17 protein-coding genes are annotated in these 17,140 nt (G+C 65.0%); 12 read left to right on the top strand and 5 right to left on the bottom strand.

Features of this window, described 5'->3' with window-relative positions:
• The first annotated feature begins 63 nt into the window (after positions 1–63).
• Positions 64–930: a methylenetetrahydrofolate reductase [NAD(P)H] gene (metF, locus tag ACFSGJ_RS13275; protein WP_390262635.1), complete on the top strand. Its 867-nt coding sequence runs from the start codon at positions 64–66 to the stop codon at positions 928–930.
• A 56-nt stretch (positions 931–986) separates the two neighbouring features.
• On the top strand, positions 987–1,469 hold the full coding sequence (locus ACFSGJ_RS13270) for a PaaI family thioesterase (RefSeq protein WP_390262632.1): 483 nt from the start codon (positions 987–989) through the stop codon (positions 1,467–1,469).
• A 54-nt stretch (positions 1,470–1,523) separates the two neighbouring features.
• Here the strand turns inward: ACFSGJ_RS13270 and ACFSGJ_RS13265 are convergent, their stop codons facing one another.
• On the bottom strand, positions 1,524–2,669 hold the full coding sequence (locus tag ACFSGJ_RS13265; RefSeq protein WP_390262629.1) for a type III PLP-dependent enzyme: 1,146 nt from the start codon (positions 2,667–2,669) through the stop codon (positions 1,524–1,526).
• A gap of 219 nt (positions 2,670–2,888) precedes the next feature.
• Between ACFSGJ_RS13265 and ACFSGJ_RS13260 the strand changes: the two genes are divergently transcribed.
• The 5 genes from ACFSGJ_RS13260 (at position 2,889) to copM (ending at position 8,238) form a co-directional block, all read left to right on the top strand.
• Positions 2,889–3,320 (top strand): Lrp/AsnC family transcriptional regulator, encoded by a 432-nt coding sequence (locus tag ACFSGJ_RS13260; RefSeq protein ID WP_390262626.1) that lies wholly within the window; start codon positions 2,889–2,891, stop codon positions 3,318–3,320.
• A gap of 18 nt (positions 3,321–3,338) precedes the next feature.
• Positions 3,339–3,536 (top strand): hypothetical protein, encoded by a 198-nt coding sequence (locus ACFSGJ_RS13255; RefSeq protein WP_390262623.1) that lies wholly within the window; start codon positions 3,339–3,341, stop codon positions 3,534–3,536.
• An 81-nt stretch (positions 3,537–3,617) separates the two neighbouring features.
• Complete coding sequence (locus tag ACFSGJ_RS13250; RefSeq protein WP_390262620.1) at positions 3,618–6,635, top strand: valine--tRNA ligase; 3,018 nt, start codon at positions 3,618–3,620, stop codon at positions 6,633–6,635.
• 35 nt (positions 6,636–6,670) lie between these two features.
• Positions 6,671–7,774 (top strand): pyridoxal phosphate-dependent aminotransferase, encoded by a 1,104-nt coding sequence (locus ACFSGJ_RS13245; protein ID WP_390262617.1) that lies wholly within the window; start codon positions 6,671–6,673, stop codon positions 7,772–7,774.
• A gap of 95 nt (positions 7,775–7,869) precedes the next feature.
• Entirely contained in the window at positions 7,870–8,238 is a 369-nt protein-coding gene (gene copM / locus ACFSGJ_RS13240) for a CopM family metallochaperone (protein WP_390262614.1), read from the top strand.
• Positions 8,239–8,272: 34 nt separating this feature from the next.
• Here copM and ACFSGJ_RS13235 read toward each other — a convergent pair whose 3' ends face one another.
• The gene (locus ACFSGJ_RS13235) at positions 8,273–9,469 is read right to left on the bottom strand and encodes a pyridoxal-phosphate-dependent aminotransferase family protein (protein WP_390262612.1); all 1,197 of its coding nucleotides are present in this window, start codon (positions 9,467–9,469) and stop codon (positions 8,273–8,275) included.
• Between the two features lie 158 nt (positions 9,470–9,627).
• Between ACFSGJ_RS13235 and ACFSGJ_RS13230 the strand changes: the two genes are divergently transcribed.
• The 4 genes from ACFSGJ_RS13230 to ACFSGJ_RS13215 all read left to right on the top strand — a co-directional run bounded on the left by ACFSGJ_RS13230 (position 9,628) and on the right by ACFSGJ_RS13215 (position 13,440).
• Positions 9,628–10,314, top strand: coding sequence for a tyrosine-protein phosphatase (locus tag ACFSGJ_RS13230; protein WP_390262609.1), 687 nt, complete (start codon positions 9,628–9,630; stop codon positions 10,312–10,314).
• Positions 10,311–12,065 carry an ABC transporter ATP-binding protein gene (locus tag ACFSGJ_RS13225; RefSeq protein ID WP_390262606.1) on the top strand — a complete coding sequence of 585 codons (1,755 nt, stop codon included), beginning with the start codon at positions 10,311–10,313 and terminating at the stop codon, positions 12,063–12,065. The genes ACFSGJ_RS13230 and ACFSGJ_RS13225 overlap by 4 nt, the downstream gene beginning before the upstream one ends.
• 86 nt (positions 12,066–12,151) lie before the next feature.
• On the top strand, positions 12,152–12,910 hold the full coding sequence (ygfZ, locus tag ACFSGJ_RS13220; protein WP_390262603.1) for a CAF17-like 4Fe-4S cluster assembly/insertion protein YgfZ: 759 nt from the start codon (positions 12,152–12,154) through the stop codon (positions 12,908–12,910).
• A gap of 209 nt (positions 12,911–13,119) precedes the next feature.
• Positions 13,120–13,440, top strand: coding sequence for a DUF6280 family protein (locus ACFSGJ_RS13215; protein ID WP_390262600.1), 321 nt, complete (start codon positions 13,120–13,122; stop codon positions 13,438–13,440).
• 106 nt (positions 13,441–13,546) lie between these two features.
• Here ACFSGJ_RS13215 and ACFSGJ_RS13210 read toward each other — a convergent pair whose 3' ends face one another.
• Positions 13,547–13,741 (bottom strand): hypothetical protein, encoded by a 195-nt coding sequence (locus ACFSGJ_RS13210; protein WP_390262597.1) that lies wholly within the window; start codon positions 13,739–13,741, stop codon positions 13,547–13,549.
• Between the two features lie 215 nt (positions 13,742–13,956).
• On the opposite strand from ACFSGJ_RS13210, the gene ACFSGJ_RS13205 reads away from it, so the two are divergent.
• Complete coding sequence (locus ACFSGJ_RS13205; protein ID WP_390262594.1) at positions 13,957–15,054, top strand: TRAP transporter substrate-binding protein; 1,098 nt, start codon at positions 13,957–13,959, stop codon at positions 15,052–15,054.
• Positions 15,055–15,111: 57 nt separating this feature from the next.
• Here ACFSGJ_RS13205 and ACFSGJ_RS13200 read toward each other — a convergent pair whose 3' ends face one another.
• Together ACFSGJ_RS13200 and ACFSGJ_RS13195 are read right to left on the bottom strand one after the other, a co-directional pair.
• Positions 15,112–16,500, bottom strand: a complete 1,389-nt coding sequence (locus ACFSGJ_RS13200; RefSeq protein WP_390262591.1) for a TRAP transporter large permease — start codon at positions 16,498–16,500, stop codon at positions 15,112–15,114.
• Between the two features lie 4 nt (positions 16,501–16,504).
• A complete protein-coding gene (locus ACFSGJ_RS13195; RefSeq protein WP_390262589.1) occupies positions 16,505–17,056 on the bottom strand; it encodes a TRAP transporter small permease subunit in 552 nt (183 codons plus the stop codon).
• Between the last annotated feature and the right edge of the window lie 84 nt (positions 17,057–17,140).

Raw genomic sequence — 17,140 nt, 5'->3', positions numbered from 1 at the left:
TTATGAATTTGTTTCACAAACGCAGAGATGCGACAAGAGGGTGTCCCAGTCAGGAGCGAAGCCATGCCCGCACCCCGCGTTTCTTTCGAATTCTTCCCGCCCCAATCGCTTGAGGCGAGCTTTCGCCTGTGGGAAGCGGCGCAGATGCTGGCGCCGCTGCGGCCGTCGTTCGTATCGGTCACCTACGGTGCAGGGGGCACGACCCGCCGCCTGACGCATGAGGCGGTGACGACGATCCGCCGGAATTACGACCTGAACGTCGCGGCTCACCTCACCTGCGTGGATGCAGGCCGGGATGAGACCCTCGCCATCGCCGAGGCCTATGCAGCCAGCGGCGTGACAGAGATCGTCGCGCTGCGCGGCGACCCGCCCAAGGGCGCGCGCGGTTTTGCACCCCACCCGCAAGGCTTTGCAAATTCGGTGGAACTGATCGAGGCGCTGGCTGAGACCCGGCTTTTCAACCTGCGCGTCAGCGCCTATCCCGAACCGCACCCGGAGGCCACTGATGCCAACGCGGATGTCCGCTGGCTCGGGCGGAAGATCGCGGCGGGGGCGCAGTCGGCGATCACCCAGTTCTTTTTCGAGGCCGAAACCTTCCTGCGGTTCCGGGACCGCTGTGCCGCCGCCGGCATCACCGCCCCGATCATTCCCGGCATCCTGCCGATCGAGAACTGGGACGGCGCCCGCCGCTTTGCCCGGCGCTGCGGCGCGCGGGTGCCGCAATGGCTGGACGACGCCTTTGCCACGGCGGCCCGCGACGGGCGGCAGGACCTGCTTGCCACCGCGCTCTGCACCGAGCTTTGCGACACCCTGCTGCAAGAAGGCGTGGAGGATCTGCATTTCTACACGCTGAACCGGCCCCAGCTGACGCGGGATGTCTGCCATGCACTTGGCATCACGCCCGAGGCGGTACTGCAAAAGGTGGCCTGACCTTGCGCTGATCCGGCGCTGCAACTAGCGTGGCGTCGGTTCGCAAGGAGCATGAGATGACCGGCCAGTTCGTCGCGCAGACGCCCCAGGACCTCGTATCGCGGGAAAAGCTCCTGTCGATGTCGGGGTTGGAGGCGATGCAGCAGATGCTTTCGGGCGGGATCGCGCGGCCCACCATTTCGGGCCTGCTGAACTACCGGCTGCACAGCGTCGAACAGGATCGCGTCGCCTTTCGCGGGGCGGCCCGCTTCGAACACACCAACCCTTTTGGCGGCGTCCATGGCGGCTGGTACGGTGTCGTTCTGGACAGTGCGATGGGCTGCGCAGTGATGACCCGCGTGCCCAAGGGCCATTGGTACACGACGCTTGAATACAAGGTGAACATCACCCGCGCCCTGCCGCTTGAGACCGAGATCGAGGCGATGGCGACCGTTCTTCACGCCGGGCGCAGCACCGCCGTCGCCGAAGGGCAGATCAGGGACCTTGAGGGGCGTCTTTACGCGACCGCCACGACGACCTGCATCATCATGGCAGGCTAAACGAAAGGGCGCGATCCCTGCGGACCGCGCCCTGTTTCACACCGGCTGATCGCCCTAGCCCCGCAGGGACAGCGTGGTCACGATGCTCAGATCGCCGAACCCGTTGAAGCGGGTGTTCGTCGCCACCGAATAGGCGCCAAGCCCGTGGAACAGGACGAAATCGTCCTCTTCCATCTCGGCGGGCAGCAAAAGCTCGCCCGGCAGACGGTCGACGCTGTCGCAGGTCGGGCCAAAGACGATCCGCGGCAGCAGCGCGCCGCCACGCAGCGCGCCGGTCGGGCTGCGGACCTCGACCCGGTCGATCGCGCCGATCAGCGGCAGTTCCGCCAGCGCGCCATAGACGCCATCGGTCAGGAACACATGTTCGCCGTCACGGATGCCGCGCACGCGGGTGGCAAGCGTGAAGGCATCGGCCACCAGCCCGCGACCGGGTTCACAAACCAGCGCCGGACGCGCCGAACCGAACGCCTCGTCCGTGACGCGGTCGATCAAGGCAAAGATCGCCTCCAGCTGCGGGGCGACGTCGTTCAGCCGGTGCGACGGGAACCCACCCCCGACATTGAGCCGCGCGATACGGACATCCGCCGCCGCCGCGATTTGCGCTGCCGTGCGGATATATGCGTCCCAGGCCTGCGGATCGGTGCATTGCGTGCCCGGGTGAAAGGTCAGCGAGGGGATGAACCCGGCTGCCGCGACCTCACCCAGCAGGGCCACGGCCTTTTCCACCGTCGCGCCGAACTTGGCACCAAAGTCGTACGCAGCGCCCTTGACCGGCAGCTTGAAGCGGACGGTGATTTCCTTGCCGGCCGCGGGAACCATCGCGATCAGCTTGGCGAGTTCCGAATGGCTGTCGACCGAATAGCTGTCCACGCCCATCTCGACCGCGACCTCGATCTCGGCGCGGCTGCGGACCGGGTTGTTGTAATGCAGCGCGGCGTCGGGGGCGATGCGGCGGATCAGGCGGATCTCCTCGGGGGAGGCGACGTCATAGCCGCGCACCCCGGCGGCTGCCAGGTTCTCGATCACCACATCGGCCGGGTTCGACTTGACGGCATAGGTCACGAGACCCGGAAAGCCGTCGAGGAACCGGCGGGCCGTCGCCTGCAGGATGCCCGGCGCAAAGAACATGACCGGCGCATCGCCGTCGTGGATGCGGAGAAATTCGGACGGTTGCGTCCAGATCGTTTTCGAGAGCCCCATCGGCGTGTCCCTTTCATTCTGCCAACAGAGCGCAGCCTGACCCCACCCTGGCACGACCAGTTCGGAGCCGCTTACGCGTTCTACCAAACCAGGCCAGGTGCGTATGAGCCGCCCTTTTCCTGAAAACGAGACCGCGCATATGGGACACATTTTCACCGACTGAAAGAGTTGAATTGACGAAATCATCTGTCATAATGACGAAAATAACGGCAGATCGCCATGGATGACCTGGACCGAACCATACTCGCCCATCTTTCGGCCGATGCGCGCCTTTCGGTGGCAGTTCTGGCACGCCGGCTCAAGGTTGCGCGGTCAACCATACAGGCAAGGCTCGAACGGCTGGAGACGACGGGCGTCATTGCGGGCTATACCGTAAAGCTGGGCGAAAGCGCCCGGCAGGGGCGGATTCGCGCGTCCGTCCTGTTGACGATCGAGCCGCGCTCGCTTGCCAATGTGCTGACGCGGCTGCGGGCGCTGCCGCAGGTGGAAAAGGTGCATACCACCAGCGGACGCGTCGATCTCTTGCTTCAGGTCGCGGCACAGACGACCACCGCCCTGGACGAGGTTCTGGACGCGATCGGGGCGATCACCGGGGTCCGTTCGTCGGAAAGTCTGATCCACCTGTCCACCAAGGTCGACCGCGCCGACTGAGCCCTTAAGCCTTCGGCAATGGCCGCACGTCAGACTGACCGGGTGAACAGCGAGGGTCAGATGTCGCGCAAGCCCGCACCGCGCCCGGCGCCGCCGCCTCCGGACGACATTCCGCAGGATGCGCCGCCGCAGCTTTCGCCGCTCCGCTTTGCCCTTGGCATAGCTGTGGCGCTGGTGGTGGCAGCACTTCTGCTCGCCTTGCACAGTTTCGGGTGACGGCGCTTTCACCGGCGGCCTTTTCCTTGCCCCCCCGGCACGCTAAACAGCCCCGGAGATCAGCCTTCAGGGGGACGCGCCATGGCCATGGACAAGACATTCGACGCCAAAGAAGCCGAGGCGCGGCTTTACGCGGAATGGGAAAAGGCGGGCGCCTTCGGGGCCGGCGCCAATGCCAGCCGCGACGAAACCTTTTGCATCATGATCCCGCCGCCGAATGTCACCGGCAGCCTGCACATGGGTCATGCCTTCAACAACACGCTGCAGGATATCCTGATCCGCTGGCACCGGATGCGCGGGTTCGACACGCTCTGGCAACCGGGCACCGACCATGCGGGCATCGCGACGCAGATGGTGACGGAACGAGAGATGGCCGCGAACGGCGAACCCGGCCGCCGCGAAATGGGACGCGAGGCCTTCGTCAACCGCGTCTGGCAGCAGAAGGTCAAGTCCCGCGGCACGATCATCGGCCAGCTTAAGCGGCTCGGCGCCTCTTGCGACTGGTCGCGTGAAGCCTTCACCATGGGCGGCGCCAAGGGCGACCCCGACGCGGGCAATGGCCCGAACTTCCACGACGCGGTGATCAAGGTCTTTGTCGATCTCTACAACAAGGGCCTGATCTATCGCGGCAAGCGGCTGGTGAACTGGGACCCGCAGTTCGAGACCGCGATCTCCGACCTCGAAGTCGAGAATATCGAGGTCGCAGGCCATATGTGGCACTTCAAGTACCCGCTCGCCGGGGGTGAGACCTATACCTACGTGGAAAAGGACGCCGACGGCAATGTGGTGCTGGAGGAGGAGCGGGACTACATCTCCATCGCCACCACGCGCCCGGAAACCATGCTGGGCGACGGCGCGGTCGCGGTGCACCCGTCGGACGAGCGTTATGCCCCCATCGTCGGCAAGCTCTGCGAGATCCCGGTCGGCCCCAAGGAACATCGCCGCCTGATCCCGATCATCACCGATGAATACCCGGACCCGGCCTTCGGTTCGGGCGCGGTCAAGATCACCGGCGCGCATGACTTCAACGACTACGGTGTGGCGAAGCGCAACAACATCCCGCTTTACCGTCTGATGGATCCGCGGGCGCAGATGCGGGCGGACGGCGCCCCCTATGCGGAATGCGCCGCCCGTGCGCAGGAGATCGCGAACGGCGCCGCCTTCGACGAAGGTTCGGTCGATGCGCTGAACCTTGTCCCGGACGATCTGCGCGGCCTCGACCGGATGGAGGCGCGCAAGCGCGTCATCGAGCAGATCACCGCCGAGGGACTGGCCGTGATGACCACGGATGCGGAGGGCAACCCGATCCCGCTGGTCGAGAACAAGCCGATCATGCAGCCCTTCGGCGACCGGTCCAAAGTGGTGATCGAGCCGATGCTGACCGACCAGTGGTTCGTGGACACCGCGCAGATCGTGCAGCCCGCGATCGATGCCGTGCGCGAGGGGCGGACGAAAATCCTGCCCGAACAGCACGAAAAGGTCTATTTCCACTGGCTGGAGAATATCGAGCCCTGGTGCATTTCCCGCCAGCTCTGGTGGGGACACCAGATCCCGGTTTGGTATGGGCCGAGCAAGGAAACGCTGGCCGAACTTCCCGATGGATCAGATGTCTCTGCGGACAATACGACAAGTTGCAAAACCTTCTGCGCGGCGACGGAAGCAGAAGCGCATAAACTCGCAGCAGATTACTATGGCAGTTCGAACGGGCTCAAGATTGTTACCGCAAACGATCAAGACTACGCGTTTCGCTATGGAAAGGACCAACTGGGTCAAGTTAGCATTGAGCTAGGGCGCGACCCGGACGTCCTCGACACCTGGTTCTCCTCCGGCCTCTGGCCCATCGGAACGCTGGGCTGGCCCGAGGAGACCGAGGCGCTGCGCCGGTATTTCCCGACCGATGTGCTCATCACCGGATTCGACATCATCTTTTTCTGGGTCGCCCGGATGATGATGATGCAGCTTGCCGTGGTGGACCAGGTGCCGTTCCACACGGTCTATGTCCATGCCTTGGTGCGCGACGAAAAGGGCAAGAAGATGTCCAAGTCGCTGGGCAACGTGCTCGACCCGCTGGAACTGATCGACGAATACGGCGCGGACGCCGTGCGGTTCACGCTGACCTCGATGGCGGCGATGGGGCGCGACCTGAAGCTGTCTACCGCGAGGATCGCTGGCTACCGCAACTTCGGCACCAAGATCTGGAACGCCGCCCGCTTTGCCGAGATGAACGGCGTCTGGGAAGGGCATGAGACCCGCGCCACCTCGCCCGAGGCCGCCGCCACCGTGAACCGCTGGATCATCGGTGAGGTCGCCCGCGTGCGCGAGGATGTGGACACAGCCCTCGGCGCCTTCCGCTTCAACGACGCCGCCAACGCGCTTTATGCCTTTGTCTGGGGCAAGGTCTGCGACTGGTATGTCGAATTCGCCAAGCCCCTGCTGGCCGATGAGGCGACGGCGGCGGAAACCCGCGCCACGATGGCCTGGGTTCTGGATCAGTGCCTGATCCTGCTGCACCCGGTCATGCCCTTCCTGACCGAGGAACTGTGGCAGACGACCGGCACCCGGTCCAAGATGCTCGTCCACGGCGACTGGCCGACCTATGGCGCCGAACTGATCGACCCTGCCGCCGACCGGGAGATGAACTGGGTCATCGGCCTGATCGAAGAGATCCGATCCGCCCGCGCGCAGATGCATGTCCCTGTGGGCCTCAAACTGACGATGCTGCAGATCGAACTGGATGAGGCCGGCCGCGCCGCCTGGTCCCGGAACGAGGCGCTGATCCGGCGCCTTGCCCGGATCGAGACGCTGGAACAGGCCGCCACCGCCCCCAAGGGCGCGATCACCATCGCGGTCGAGGGCGGCAGCTTTGCCATTCCGCTGGAAGGCGTCATCGACATCGCCGCGGAAAAGACGCGGCTGGCCAAGACGCTGGAAAAGCTCGAAAAGGAGATGGGCGGCCTGCGCGGGCGGCTGAACAACCCGAAATTCGTGGCCTCCGCCCCCGAAGAGGTGGTCGAGGAAAGCCGTGAGCTTCTGGTCCAGAAGGAAGACGAGGCCGCCAAGCTGAAGGCGGCGCTGGCGCGGCTGGCCGAGGTCGGCTGACAGCCGCGACAGGAGGCACCGGGACGGGGGCAAGGATGGGACCACGTTTCACGCATCTGATCGAGGGCCTGCCGGCCTCGGTCCCTTTTGTCGGCCCCGAGACGCAGGAACGCGCGCGGAGCCGCCCCTTTGCCGCCCGGCTTGGCGCGAACGAGAACGTCTTTGGCCCCTCCCCCAGGGCGATTGCCGCGATGCAAGAGGCCGCGTCGGGCGCGTGGATGTATGGCGATCCGGAAAACCATGACCTGCGCCAGGCGCTTGCCGCCCATCACGGCATCCTGCCCGAAAACATCGTGGTCGGCGAAGGGATCGACGGGCTGCTCGGCTATCTGGTGCGGATGCTGGTGGCCCCTGGCGATGCGGTGGTGACGTCGGAGGGCGCCTATCCGACCTTCAACTTTCACGTCGCGGGCTTTGGCGGGGTTCTGCACAAGGTGCCATTCCGCGGCGATCATGAAGACCCCGATGCCCTGATCGCCCGCGCGGCGGAGGTGGGGGCAAAGCTGATCTATCTTGCCAATCCCGACAATCCGATGGGCAGTTGGCAAGACGCGGAGACCATCCAGCGCATGATCGAGGCGGTCCCCGAGGGCGCGCTTCTGGTGCTGGATGAGGCCTACGTCGAACTTGCGCCCCAAGGCACGGCCCCGCCGCTGCGCGTGGACGACCCCCGCGTCATCCGGATGCGGACCTTTTCCAAGGGTTACGGGCTCGCAGGCGCAAGGGTCGGCTATGCCATGGCAGAGGCGGGGTTGATCCGCGCCTTTGACAAGATCCGCAATCACTTTGGCATGTCCCGGATCAGTCAGGCGGGGGCCTTGGCCGCGCTGGCCGATCAGGACTGGCTGCGGCATGTGCAGGCCGAGGTCGCCGGGGCACGGACGCGCATCGCGTCGATCGCAGCGGAAAACGGCCTGACCGCGCTGCCCTCGGCCACCAATTTCGTGGCGATCGATTGCGGCGCCGACGGTGATCTGGCCCGCCGCGTGCTGGCGGAACTGGTGGCGCGCGACATCTTTGTCCGGATGCCCTTTGTCAGCCCGCAGGACCGCTGCATCCGCGTCAGCGCCGGACGCCCGGACGATCTGGATGCCTTTGCCCGCGCCTTGCCCGAGGCGCTGGCCGCCGCGCGCAAGTAACGGGCGCCAAAGTCCGGCCGGTGACGGAAACGTGAGTTTCCTTGCCCCTGTTGGAACCTGTCATCCTCTGGCCGCACAGACCGAAGGAGTGTTTCATGAAAACCCGTTTCACTGCTGCCGCCCTTGCGTTCAGCCTTCTGTCCGGCGCGGCGCTTGCGCAGACCCATGACGGCCACGCTGGCCATCACGCTACGCCCGGGGTCGCGGAAACCGATGCGACCGCCGCCTTCCGCGCCGCCAACCAGCGGATGCATGAGGACATGGACATCGCCTATAGCGGCGATGCCGACGTGGATTTCGTGCGCGGCATGATTGCCCATCACGAAGGGGCGGTGGCCATGGCGCGCGTCGTGCTGGAGCACGGGCAGGACCCGGAGATCCGCGCCCTCGCCCAGGGGATCATCGACGCGCAGGAAGAGGAAATCGCCCTGATGCGCGACTGGCTGGCGCGCCACGGCCACTGAGCCGCCGCCGCCGAGCCACGCTGAGCCGGGGCCTTCAGGCCTCGGCGATGATGGCTGCGGCAGCGCCGAGCGCAATTTCCCCGCGGGGAATGCCAAGCGCCGTCAGCCCCGCCTCGATCCCCCCCAGAACGCCCATCACCATATGGGCGTTCACATGGCCCATATGCCCGATGCGGAAAAACCCGTGCCAGGCCGGGTCGTCCATCGGCGCCATCCCAAGGCCGATCCCAAGCGTCACACCCGCTTTCGCCTCTGTCCAGTTGCGCAGGGCGGTTGCATCCGGCGCCTGCATCCGGATCGAGGTCACCGCGCGGCTGCGATGCGCAGGATCGGCGATGTTGAGCGTGATGCGTCCCTCGGTCCCCCAGCCATCCACCGCGGCCCAAACGGCGCGGGCAAGCCGGTCATGCCGCGCCCAGACGGCCGGCAGGCCCTCTTCGTCGATCATCTGCAGGGCCTCACCCAGGCCGAGCAGATGATGCGTGGGCGCCGTGCCCCCGAACCGCTGGTGAAAGAGCTGCGGCGCGGCGCGCGGCGTCCAGTCCCAATAAGGCGTGCGCAGATCGGCATTGCGGCAGGTCTTCAGCGCCTTGTCGCTGAACCACACGAAACCCAGACCCGGCGGCGTCATCAAACCTTTCTGGCTGGCCGCCACCATCACATCGACGCCCCAGTCGTCCATCAGGAACGGATCGCAGCCAAGCGACGCGATGCAGTCGACCATCAAAAGCGCCGGATGCCCTGTATCGTCGATGGCCGCGCGCAGGGCGGCAACGTCGTTCCGGACCGAAGTCGCGGTATCCACATGCGTCAGCAGGACCGCCTTGATCCCATGCGCCTTGTCCGCGGCCAGCGCTTCTGCCACGCGGGCCGGGTCGACGGGTGTGCGGCGGCCAAAGTCGATTTCCTGCACCTCGACGCCCATGCGCCGCACCGAATCCGCCCAGCCGATCCCGAACTGCCCGGTCACCAGCGACAGCGCCTGATCGCCCCGCGAAAAGACGTTCGCATTCGCCGCCTCCCAGGCGCCGTGCCCGTTTGCGATATAGATCGCAAGATGCTGGCGCGTGCCGGCCAGGGCCTTGAGCTGCGGCACGATCCGGTCGACCAGATCGTGCAGCGGCCCGGCATAGATGTTCGGCGCCGGCTGATGCATCGCGTTGAGCACCCGGTCAGGCATGACCGAGGGGCCGGGAATGGCCAGATAAGTGCGACCGAAGCCAAGGCTCATTATGATTACTCTCTCCTGTTGTAGGGATTGCCTATGCCTGGCCGTGCGGCGCGTCAATCGGCGGCGGATCGATCAGCGGCGACGGGGCCGGGAAAGGCGCTTCCTTGCCTCGGGGGGGATTAGCGATTAGATGGGCCGCAGCAACCCGAGGGACGTTCTTGTCGAAGCTGCCCCTGAAGAAACGCATCAGCGCCGCCAAGCGCCGGTTCCGCGAGACCTGGGGCACCGACATCAGCACGCCCGAAGCCCGGCGTCGCGCATGGTGGGTCTTCCAGTTGGTGGACCATGCCTTCCTGCGCTACCTGTGGAAGAACACGCGCGAAATCGCCCCCGGCGTCTTTCGCGCCAACCAGCCCTCCCCCGGGCGGATCGAGGGTTATGCCCGGCGCGGCATCCGCAGCATCCTGAACCTGCGCGGCCCCAGCGATCAGAGCCACTACCTCTTTGAAAAGGACGCCTGCGACCGCACCGGCATCACGCTGGTCGACCGGCGGCTGTATGCGACGGAACTGCCCGAACGGGACCAGTTGCTTGCGCTTCTCGATACGTTCGAGCAGATCGAAAAGCCCTTTGTCATGCATTGCAAATCCGGCGCCGACCGGTCGGGCTTTGGCGCGGCGCTATATCTCATCATGACGGGCAGCCCGGTCGAGGTGGCGCGCCGGGAACTTCATTGGAAACATATGCATTTCAAGACCGAGGCAACGGGTATTCTCGACTTCTTCCTGCGGACCTACGGCGCCGCCGAGGCCCGCAGCGGCATATCCCTGCGGGACTGGATCGCGCGCGACTATGACGCCGCGGCCCTGACGGCGGCCTACCGGCGCGAGAGGCAGGCAAGATGAGCGACCAGCCCACCGAACGCCGTCTGCTGGGCTGGGCGTGGCGCAACTATCTGCGCCGCCGGATGCCCATGCTGGGGATTGCGCTTCTGCTCATGTCGATCGAGGGGGCGATGCTGGGGGCGCTTTCCTACCTCATGCAGCCGATGTTCGATCAGGTCTTCATCGGCGGCGACACAGGCGCGGTCTATTGGGTCGCGGCGGCGATTTCGGGCGTCTTCATCCTGCGCGCCTCGGCGGCCCTGACGCATCGCATCCTCATGTCCTGGTTGGGCGAGAGGGTGACGGCCGAGGTCCAGTCGGACCTGCTGCGCCACATCATGACGCTGGATCAGTCGTTCTTTCAGGTCCATTCGCCCGGCAACCTGATCGAACGCGTGCGCGGCGACAGCGCGGCGATCCGGCAGATCTTTGCGGGTGTGATCGCGGCCTTCGGGCGCGATGCGGTGGCGCTGATCTCGCTGATCTCGGTCACGCTCTATATAGACTGGACCTGGACGCTGATCGCCGCAGTCGGCACGCCGCTGCTGATCGTGCCGGTGATCCTGCTGCAACGGGCGGTCCGCAAGACAAGCCGCATCTCGCGTGCGGTGGCCGCCCAGAACTCCACCCGGCTGGACGAGATCTTTCACGGTATCCGCACCATCCAGTTGACGGGGTCGGAAGCACGCGAGGCCGGACGCTATCGCGACAGCGTCAACCAGTTCGTGCGCGCGCAGTTGCGGACCGAGGCAGGTTCGGCCGGGATACCCGCGCTGATCGACATCGTGGCGGCCATCGGTTTCGCCGGTGTGCTGACCTATGGCGGGATGCAGATCATCGGCGGCGAAAAGACGGTCGGGCAGTTCATGGCGTTCTTTACCGCGATGGCACTTGTCTTTGACCCGCTGCGCCGGCTGGGCGGCGTCAGCGCCGCGCTTCAGAACGCGCTGGCGAGCGTCGAGCGGATGTATGCGATCCTGCACACCCGGCCGACGATCCAGTCTCCCGTGCCGCCCCGCGCGCCCCTGCCCGCCCGTAATGAGACGCGGATCGAGCTCGACCATGTCACCTTTTCCTACGGCGTCGATCCGGTCCTGCGCGAAACCACTTTCACCGCCGAGGCGGGTGAGACGACCGCGCTGGTCGGCCCATCGGGGGCGGGCAAGACCACGATCTTTACCCTGCTTACGCGGCTTGCGGACCCGCAGCAGGGCGCCATCCGCATCGGCGGGCGCGATCTGCGCGACATGGATCTGGCCGGGCTGCGGGGGATATTCTCGGTGGTATCGCAGGATGCAGCGCTCTTTGACGAAACGATCCGCGACAACATCCTGATGGGCCGCACCGATGTCAGCCCCGCCCGCCTGCAAGAGGTGCTGGAGGCCGCGCATGTGGCCGAATTCCTGTCGCTGATGCCTTTGGGCCTCGACACACCTGCGGGTCCGCGCGGATCGGCCCTTTCGGGCGGGCAGCGCCAGCGGGTCGCCATCGCACGCGCGCTTCTGCGGGATGCGCCGATCCTTCTGCTCGATGAGGCGACATCCGCGCTCGATGCACAGTCCGAGGCACTTGTGCAGGCGGCGCTCGACCGGCTGAGCGTCGGGCGCACGACCCTTGTCATCGCGCATCGGCTGTCCACGGTCCGCGATGCGCACAAGATCGTCGTGATGGAACGGGGTGCGGTGGTCCAGCAGGGTACGCATGGCGACCTGATACGGCAGGGCGGGCTTTACGCCGACCTGCACCGCCTGCAATTCAAGACCGAGGTCTGATACGGCGGCGGGGCCGCTGACATGGACCCCGCCATCACCTATATCGCCATTGCCCGTATCGGGCGGGTCACCACGGAGGATATGCCATGCAGGGCGAAGAGGCCAATGACCGCCGCGTCTTTCGGATCACCGGCAAGGACCGAACAGAGTTCTTGCAGAACCTCGTGACCAACGATCTGGCGCGCCTTTCCGACGGGCTGGTCTATGCCGCGCTGCTGACGCCGCAGGGGAAGTACCTTGCGGATTTCTTTCTGGTGGCTGCGGGCGATGCGATCCTTCTCGACGTTCAGGCGGATCTGGCGGACAGCCTGATACGGCGGCTGTCGATGTATCGCCTGCGGTCCGACGTCGCCATCGGACCCGCCGACCTGCATGTCCAGCGGGGGCTGGGGGCGCCGCCCGCCGATGCCCTGCCCGATCCGCGTCATCCCGCGCTGGGTTGGCGGCGCTATGCGGAGGAGCCGGGAACCTCGCCCGCGATCGACTGGGACGCGATCCGGGTCGAACACCTGATCCCCGAAACCGGCGCCGAGCTTCAACCCGAGGAGAGCTATATCCTCGAATGCGGGTTCGAGCGGATGGGCGGCGTCGATTTCCGCAAGGGCTGCTATGTGGGCCAGGAGGTCACGGCCCGGATGAAGCACAAGACCGAATTGCGAAAGGGTCTGGTGCAGGTCGAGGTCCTGGGCCCTGCCTCACCCGGCGACGACATCCTCTCCGATGGGCGGCCCGTGGGGCGGCTGCATACCCGCGCGGGCGACAGGGCCATCGCCTATCTTCGGTTCAACCGGGCCGACGGGGTGCTGACCGCCGGTGGAGCCGAGGTAAGACTGACGCCTCCATAAAGTCTTCATGAAAGGTTGATCGGCCAAGGCACCCCCCTATATAGCGACGGGCGTTCCCGGGTCGGGCAACAATATACGGTATGATCGCCGCCAAGCCATGCATCAAGCGCATGGCAGACATGCGGTGGGGGCCATATCGAATCGGATGCCAACAGCCTAGACACGCCGGACGCCAGAAAACGCAAGAGCAAGAATAAAAGGACGACATCATGGTCGATTTCGTTGACGGCACCGCATTCAACTACGAACAGGGTCAGCGGTCGCGCAAATTGTTTGCGGCTGTCGTGCTGGCCGCGCTGGACGATGCGATTGCGGATGACAGGAAATACGGCAACGGCCCCGAGCAGATCGCCCGCTGGGCCCGGTCGCGCGATGGCCGCGAAGTGCTGTCCTGCGCCGGCATCGACCCGAATGAGCGGGTCGTGAAGGGTCTTATGGAGTTTGTCTCCAAGGGTGTGCGCACCTCGGTCGCGCTGTCCCGCGAAGAGAGCGAACGCCGCCACGCACTGGAAGAAGCCGCCGCAGCCTGATCACTCCCTGATCCCGAGGTTTGCGGATGTGAAAAACGCGCCCCACCGGGGCGCGTTTTCTTTGGTCGCCGGCGCCCAGAAATCCGGAAACTGCAACGCCCTGACGTCAGGCGGCGTGGCTGTAATATTCATACATCTCTTCCAGCGGTGCCGGGCGGCGTGCGCCCGCAGTTTCCGCCTGCTTTTCTGCCCGGGTGAAATAGGCAAAGCCCGTATCTTCAATCGCCTTGCGCGCGGCCTCTGCCGTCTGGCTTTTGGGTGCGGCCTCTGCCGCGATGGCGTGTGCGGATTGCGCCTGCATCTTCGGTCTCCTGTTCATTCGGAACTGATATGCGTCCGTCGCACCGCGCTTTCATCCGACAAAGCGGAAAGGCCGCCATGCCATTGCTGCATTGCAGCATCGTAAAAAGCCGGCACGGCGACAATCCGCTGCACCTTACCGCTAGCGCGATGCAAACGGGTCGGCTAGGCTCGCGCAGCCGCCGATTAAACGGCGGAAACTCCGGGAGGAAACGCATGGACAGACGCTCATTTCTCAGAACATCCGCGCTGGGTGGCACCGCCGCCGCAGCGACCACACTTGCCGCGCCCGCCATCGCGCAGGGCCGCATCACCTGGCGCATGGTCACGACCTGGCCGCGCAACTTTCCCGGCCTCGGCGTAGGCGCGCAGCGTCTGGGCGACCGGATCACGGCGGCCACCGACGGCGCGCTGACGGTTCAGGTCTTTTCCGCCGGCGAGATGGTTCCGCCGCTGCAGGCCCTTGACGCAGTGATCGACCAGACCGCGGAAATGAGCCACGGCGCTGCCTATTACTGGCAGAACAAATCGGTCGGCCTCTCGTTCTTTACCGGCGTGCCCTTCGGCATGACCTCGCGCGAGCTCGCGGCCTGGGTGCGCTACATGGGCGGTCAGGAAATCTGGGACGAGATCTACGACCAGTTCGGCCTGCAGGGCTTCCTTTCGGGCGACACCGGCACGCAGGCCGGCGGCTGGTTCAAGAACGAACTGACCGGGATCGAGGACATCCAGGGGATGCGCTTCCGCACGCCGGGTCTCGGCGGGCAGGTCTGGCAGAAGATGGGCGCCAGCGTCACGAACCTCGCCGGCGGCGAGATCTTTGCCGCGCTGCAGTCGGGTGCGCTGGATGCGGCCGAATTCGTCGGCCCCTACAATGACCTCGCGCTCGGCTTTCATCAGATCTGCAAGCATTACTATACGTCGAGCTTCATCGAGCCGGGCCTTGCGACCGAGCTTGTGGTGGACAAGGCCAAGTTCCAGGCGCTGCCCGAGAACCTGCAGACCATCGTGCGCGACGTCTGTCAGGCGGAATACGATCAGGTCGCCTCGGACTTCTATGCCAACGATCCGCGCGCGCTGGCGACGCTGGTGAATGACCATGGCGTCATCACCCATGCCGAATTCCCGGAAAGCATCATGGAAGCTGCCGCACAGGCCTCGATGGAGCTGTTGACCGAGATCCGCGAAGGCGGCGACGAACTGACCAAGAAAACCGCCGAGAGCTTTGTTTCGGCCGTCAATATCATGCGGACGCGGACGGAAGGCACCGATCTCGGCTTCCTGCGCGCGCGCGAAAGATACGTCACGTTCTGATCGGAACGCATCCAAGGAAAAGGCCCGGAGCGATCCGGGCCTTTTTTCATGTCCGGTTCAGTAAAGAACCGATGGCAACCACGTCACGATGCCGGGGAATATGAACAGAAGCGCGATGGCGAGGATCTGGAGCAGCACGAACGGAATCGCGCCCTTGTAGATCATCGCGGTCGAGACTGAGTTCGGCGCTACCCCCCGCAGATAGAAGAGCGAGAAGCCGAAGGGCGGCGTCAGGAACGAGGTCTGGAGGTTCACGCCCACCATCACGCCCAGCCAGACCGGGTCCACCCCAAGCGCCAGAAGGATCGGCGCGGTGATCGGGATCACGATGAAGATGATCTCGAACGTGTCGAGGATGAAGCCCAGCACGAACATGATCAGCATGACGACGATCATTGCCCCCGTCGCCCCGCCCGGCAGGTTCGACAGGAATTCGTGCACAAGGTTGTCGCCGCCCATCTGCCGGAACACGATCGCAAAGATCGAGGCCCCGAACAGGATGACGAAGATCATCGAGGTGATCGCCGCCGTCGAAATCACCGTTTCCTTGAGCACCCGCCATGACAGCCGCCAGCGCAGTGCGGCAAGGATGGTCGCGCCGACCGCGCCCACCGAAGCGGCTTCGGTCGGGGTGGCGATACCGCCGAGGATCGAGCCGAGCACCGCGACGATCAGCGCCAGCGGCGGGATGAAGGCTGTCACCAGCTCGCGCCAGAGACCCGCGCGTTCCTCGGGCGGGACGGGCGTTGCGGGGCAGCTTTCGGGGTCGGTCCAGGCCTTGAACAGGACATAGGCGAGGTACAGCCCCACCAGCAGAAGCCCCGGGAAAAACGCGCCCGCAAAGAGGTTGCCCACCGACACGGTCTGGGGGGCAAAGTTGCCCTGCGCCATCTGGACCTGCGCGTGAATGCCGCCGATCATGTCGCCCATGAAGATCAGCACGGTCGAGGGCGGGATGATCTGGCCCAGCGTGCCGCTGGCGCAGATCACGCCCGAGGCGAGCGTGGGCTTGTAGCCCGCCCGCAGCATCGCGGGCAGCGAGATCAGGCCCATCGTCACGACTGTCGCGCCGACCACTCCGGTGGAGGCCGCCAGCAACGCCCCGACGACGATCACCGAAATTCCAAGCCCCCCGCGCATGTTGCCGAAGAGCTTGCCCATCGACATGAGCAGCTGTTCCGCGATCCGGGATCGTTCCAGCATCACCCCCATGAAGATGAAGAGCGGCACGGCGACCAGCACCTCGTTCGTCATGTAGCCGATGAAGCGCCCCGCCAGCGCGCCGAAGTTCGAGGGATCGAATACGCCGAACTGCATCCCGATCAGCGCGAACAGAAGCGACGTGCCCCCAAGAGTGAAGGCCACCGGAAAGCCCAGCATCAGCATCCCGATGACGCCAAGGAACATGAGGCCGGCGAGGATCTCGCCAATCAGAACGGGGTCCATCCGGTTACTCCTGGTCGTATTTGTAGCGATAGTCGGCGGGAATCAGATCCTCCCTCCGGGCGAGGATCAGGACAGACCGGATCAACATGGAAAGCCCCTGAAGGGCAACCAGCGCGGCAAAAGCCAGGATGAAGCTGCGCAGGATGAAAAGGCCCGGCATCCCGCCGAAATTGGCCGACGCCTCATACCGCGCCCAGGACCGGATGACATTCGGCCAGGCATAGACCCAGACCACATACATGAAGGGCAGCAGGAAAATGAGGACGCCCACGAAATCCATGATCGCCTTGGCCCTGAGCGAGGCGGGGCGGAAAAAGATGTCCACCCGCACATGGTCATTGCGGTAAAGCGCAAAGGCCGCGACGGCGGTGAACATCGCGCCGTTCATCCAGACATAGAGATCCTGCATCCAGAGACGGGTGTTGAGAAACACATACCGCTCCACAACCACCCAGAAACAGACCAGCACGATCCCGACTGCAAGCCATGCAAAGATATTGCCGACCAGACGGTTCAATCCGTTGATCGCGCGCATGATCAGCGCAAGAATCTTCAAGGTGCACCTCCCTCCGGGCATCTTCAGGCCGTCGGGATGCTTTGGGGGTTTCCGGCCCTGCGGTCAATGATTTTGCGCAGATTT

The sequence above is a fragment of the Halodurantibacterium flavum genome, from assembly GCF_042681825.1.
Classification (GTDB): Bacteria; Pseudomonadota; Alphaproteobacteria; order Rhodobacterales; family Rhodobacteraceae; genus Halodurantibacterium; species Halodurantibacterium flavum.
The sequence above is the reverse complement of the archived record's forward strand: the minus strand, read 5'-3'. Positions and strand labels throughout refer to the sequence as shown.

What these genes read in the sequence shown, in the direction of transcription:
- ACFSGJ_RS13255 (WP_390262623.1), top strand. Translation starts at nt 3,339, where the DNA reads ATGGCCGCACGTCAGACTGACCGGGTGAACAGCGAGGGTCAGATGTCG.
- ACFSGJ_RS13250 (WP_390262620.1), top strand. Translation starts at nt 3,618, where the DNA reads ATGGCCATGGACAAGACATTCGACGCCAAAGAAGCCGAGGCGCGGCTT.
- ACFSGJ_RS13245 (WP_390262617.1), top strand. Translation starts at nt 6,671, where the DNA reads ATGGGACCACGTTTCACGCATCTGATCGAGGGCCTGCCGGCCTCGGTC.
- copM (WP_390262614.1), top strand. Translation starts at nt 7,870, where the DNA reads ATGAAAACCCGTTTCACTGCTGCCGCCCTTGCGTTCAGCCTTCTGTCC.
- ACFSGJ_RS13270 (WP_390262632.1), top strand. Translation starts at nt 987, where the DNA reads ATGACCGGCCAGTTCGTCGCGCAGACGCCCCAGGACCTCGTATCGCGG.
- ACFSGJ_RS13235 (WP_390262612.1), bottom strand. Translation starts at nt 9,469, where the DNA reads ATGAGCCTTGGCTTCGGTCGCACTTATCTGGCCATTCCCGGCCCCTCG.
- ACFSGJ_RS13200 (WP_390262591.1), bottom strand. Translation starts at nt 16,500, where the DNA reads ATGGACCCCGTTCTGATTGGCGAGATCCTCGCCGGCCTCATGTTCCTT.
- ACFSGJ_RS13260 (WP_390262626.1), top strand. Translation starts at nt 2,889, where the DNA reads ATGGATGACCTGGACCGAACCATACTCGCCCATCTTTCGGCCGATGCG.
- ACFSGJ_RS13265 (WP_390262629.1), bottom strand. Translation starts at nt 2,669, where the DNA reads ATGGGGCTCTCGAAAACGATCTGGACGCAACCGTCCGAATTTCTCCGC.
- ygfZ (WP_390262603.1), top strand. Translation starts at nt 12,152, where the DNA reads ATGCAGGGCGAAGAGGCCAATGACCGCCGCGTCTTTCGGATCACCGGC.
- ACFSGJ_RS13215 (WP_390262600.1), top strand. Translation starts at nt 13,120, where the DNA reads ATGGTCGATTTCGTTGACGGCACCGCATTCAACTACGAACAGGGTCAG.
- metF (WP_390262635.1), top strand. Translation starts at nt 64, where the DNA reads ATGCCCGCACCCCGCGTTTCTTTCGAATTCTTCCCGCCCCAATCGCTT.
- ACFSGJ_RS13225 (WP_390262606.1), top strand. Translation starts at nt 10,311, where the DNA reads ATGAGCGACCAGCCCACCGAACGCCGTCTGCTGGGCTGGGCGTGGCGC.
- ACFSGJ_RS13210 (WP_390262597.1), bottom strand. Translation starts at nt 13,741, where the DNA reads ATGCAGGCGCAATCCGCACACGCCATCGCGGCAGAGGCCGCACCCAAA.
- ACFSGJ_RS13205 (WP_390262594.1), top strand. Translation starts at nt 13,957, where the DNA reads ATGGACAGACGCTCATTTCTCAGAACATCCGCGCTGGGTGGCACCGCC.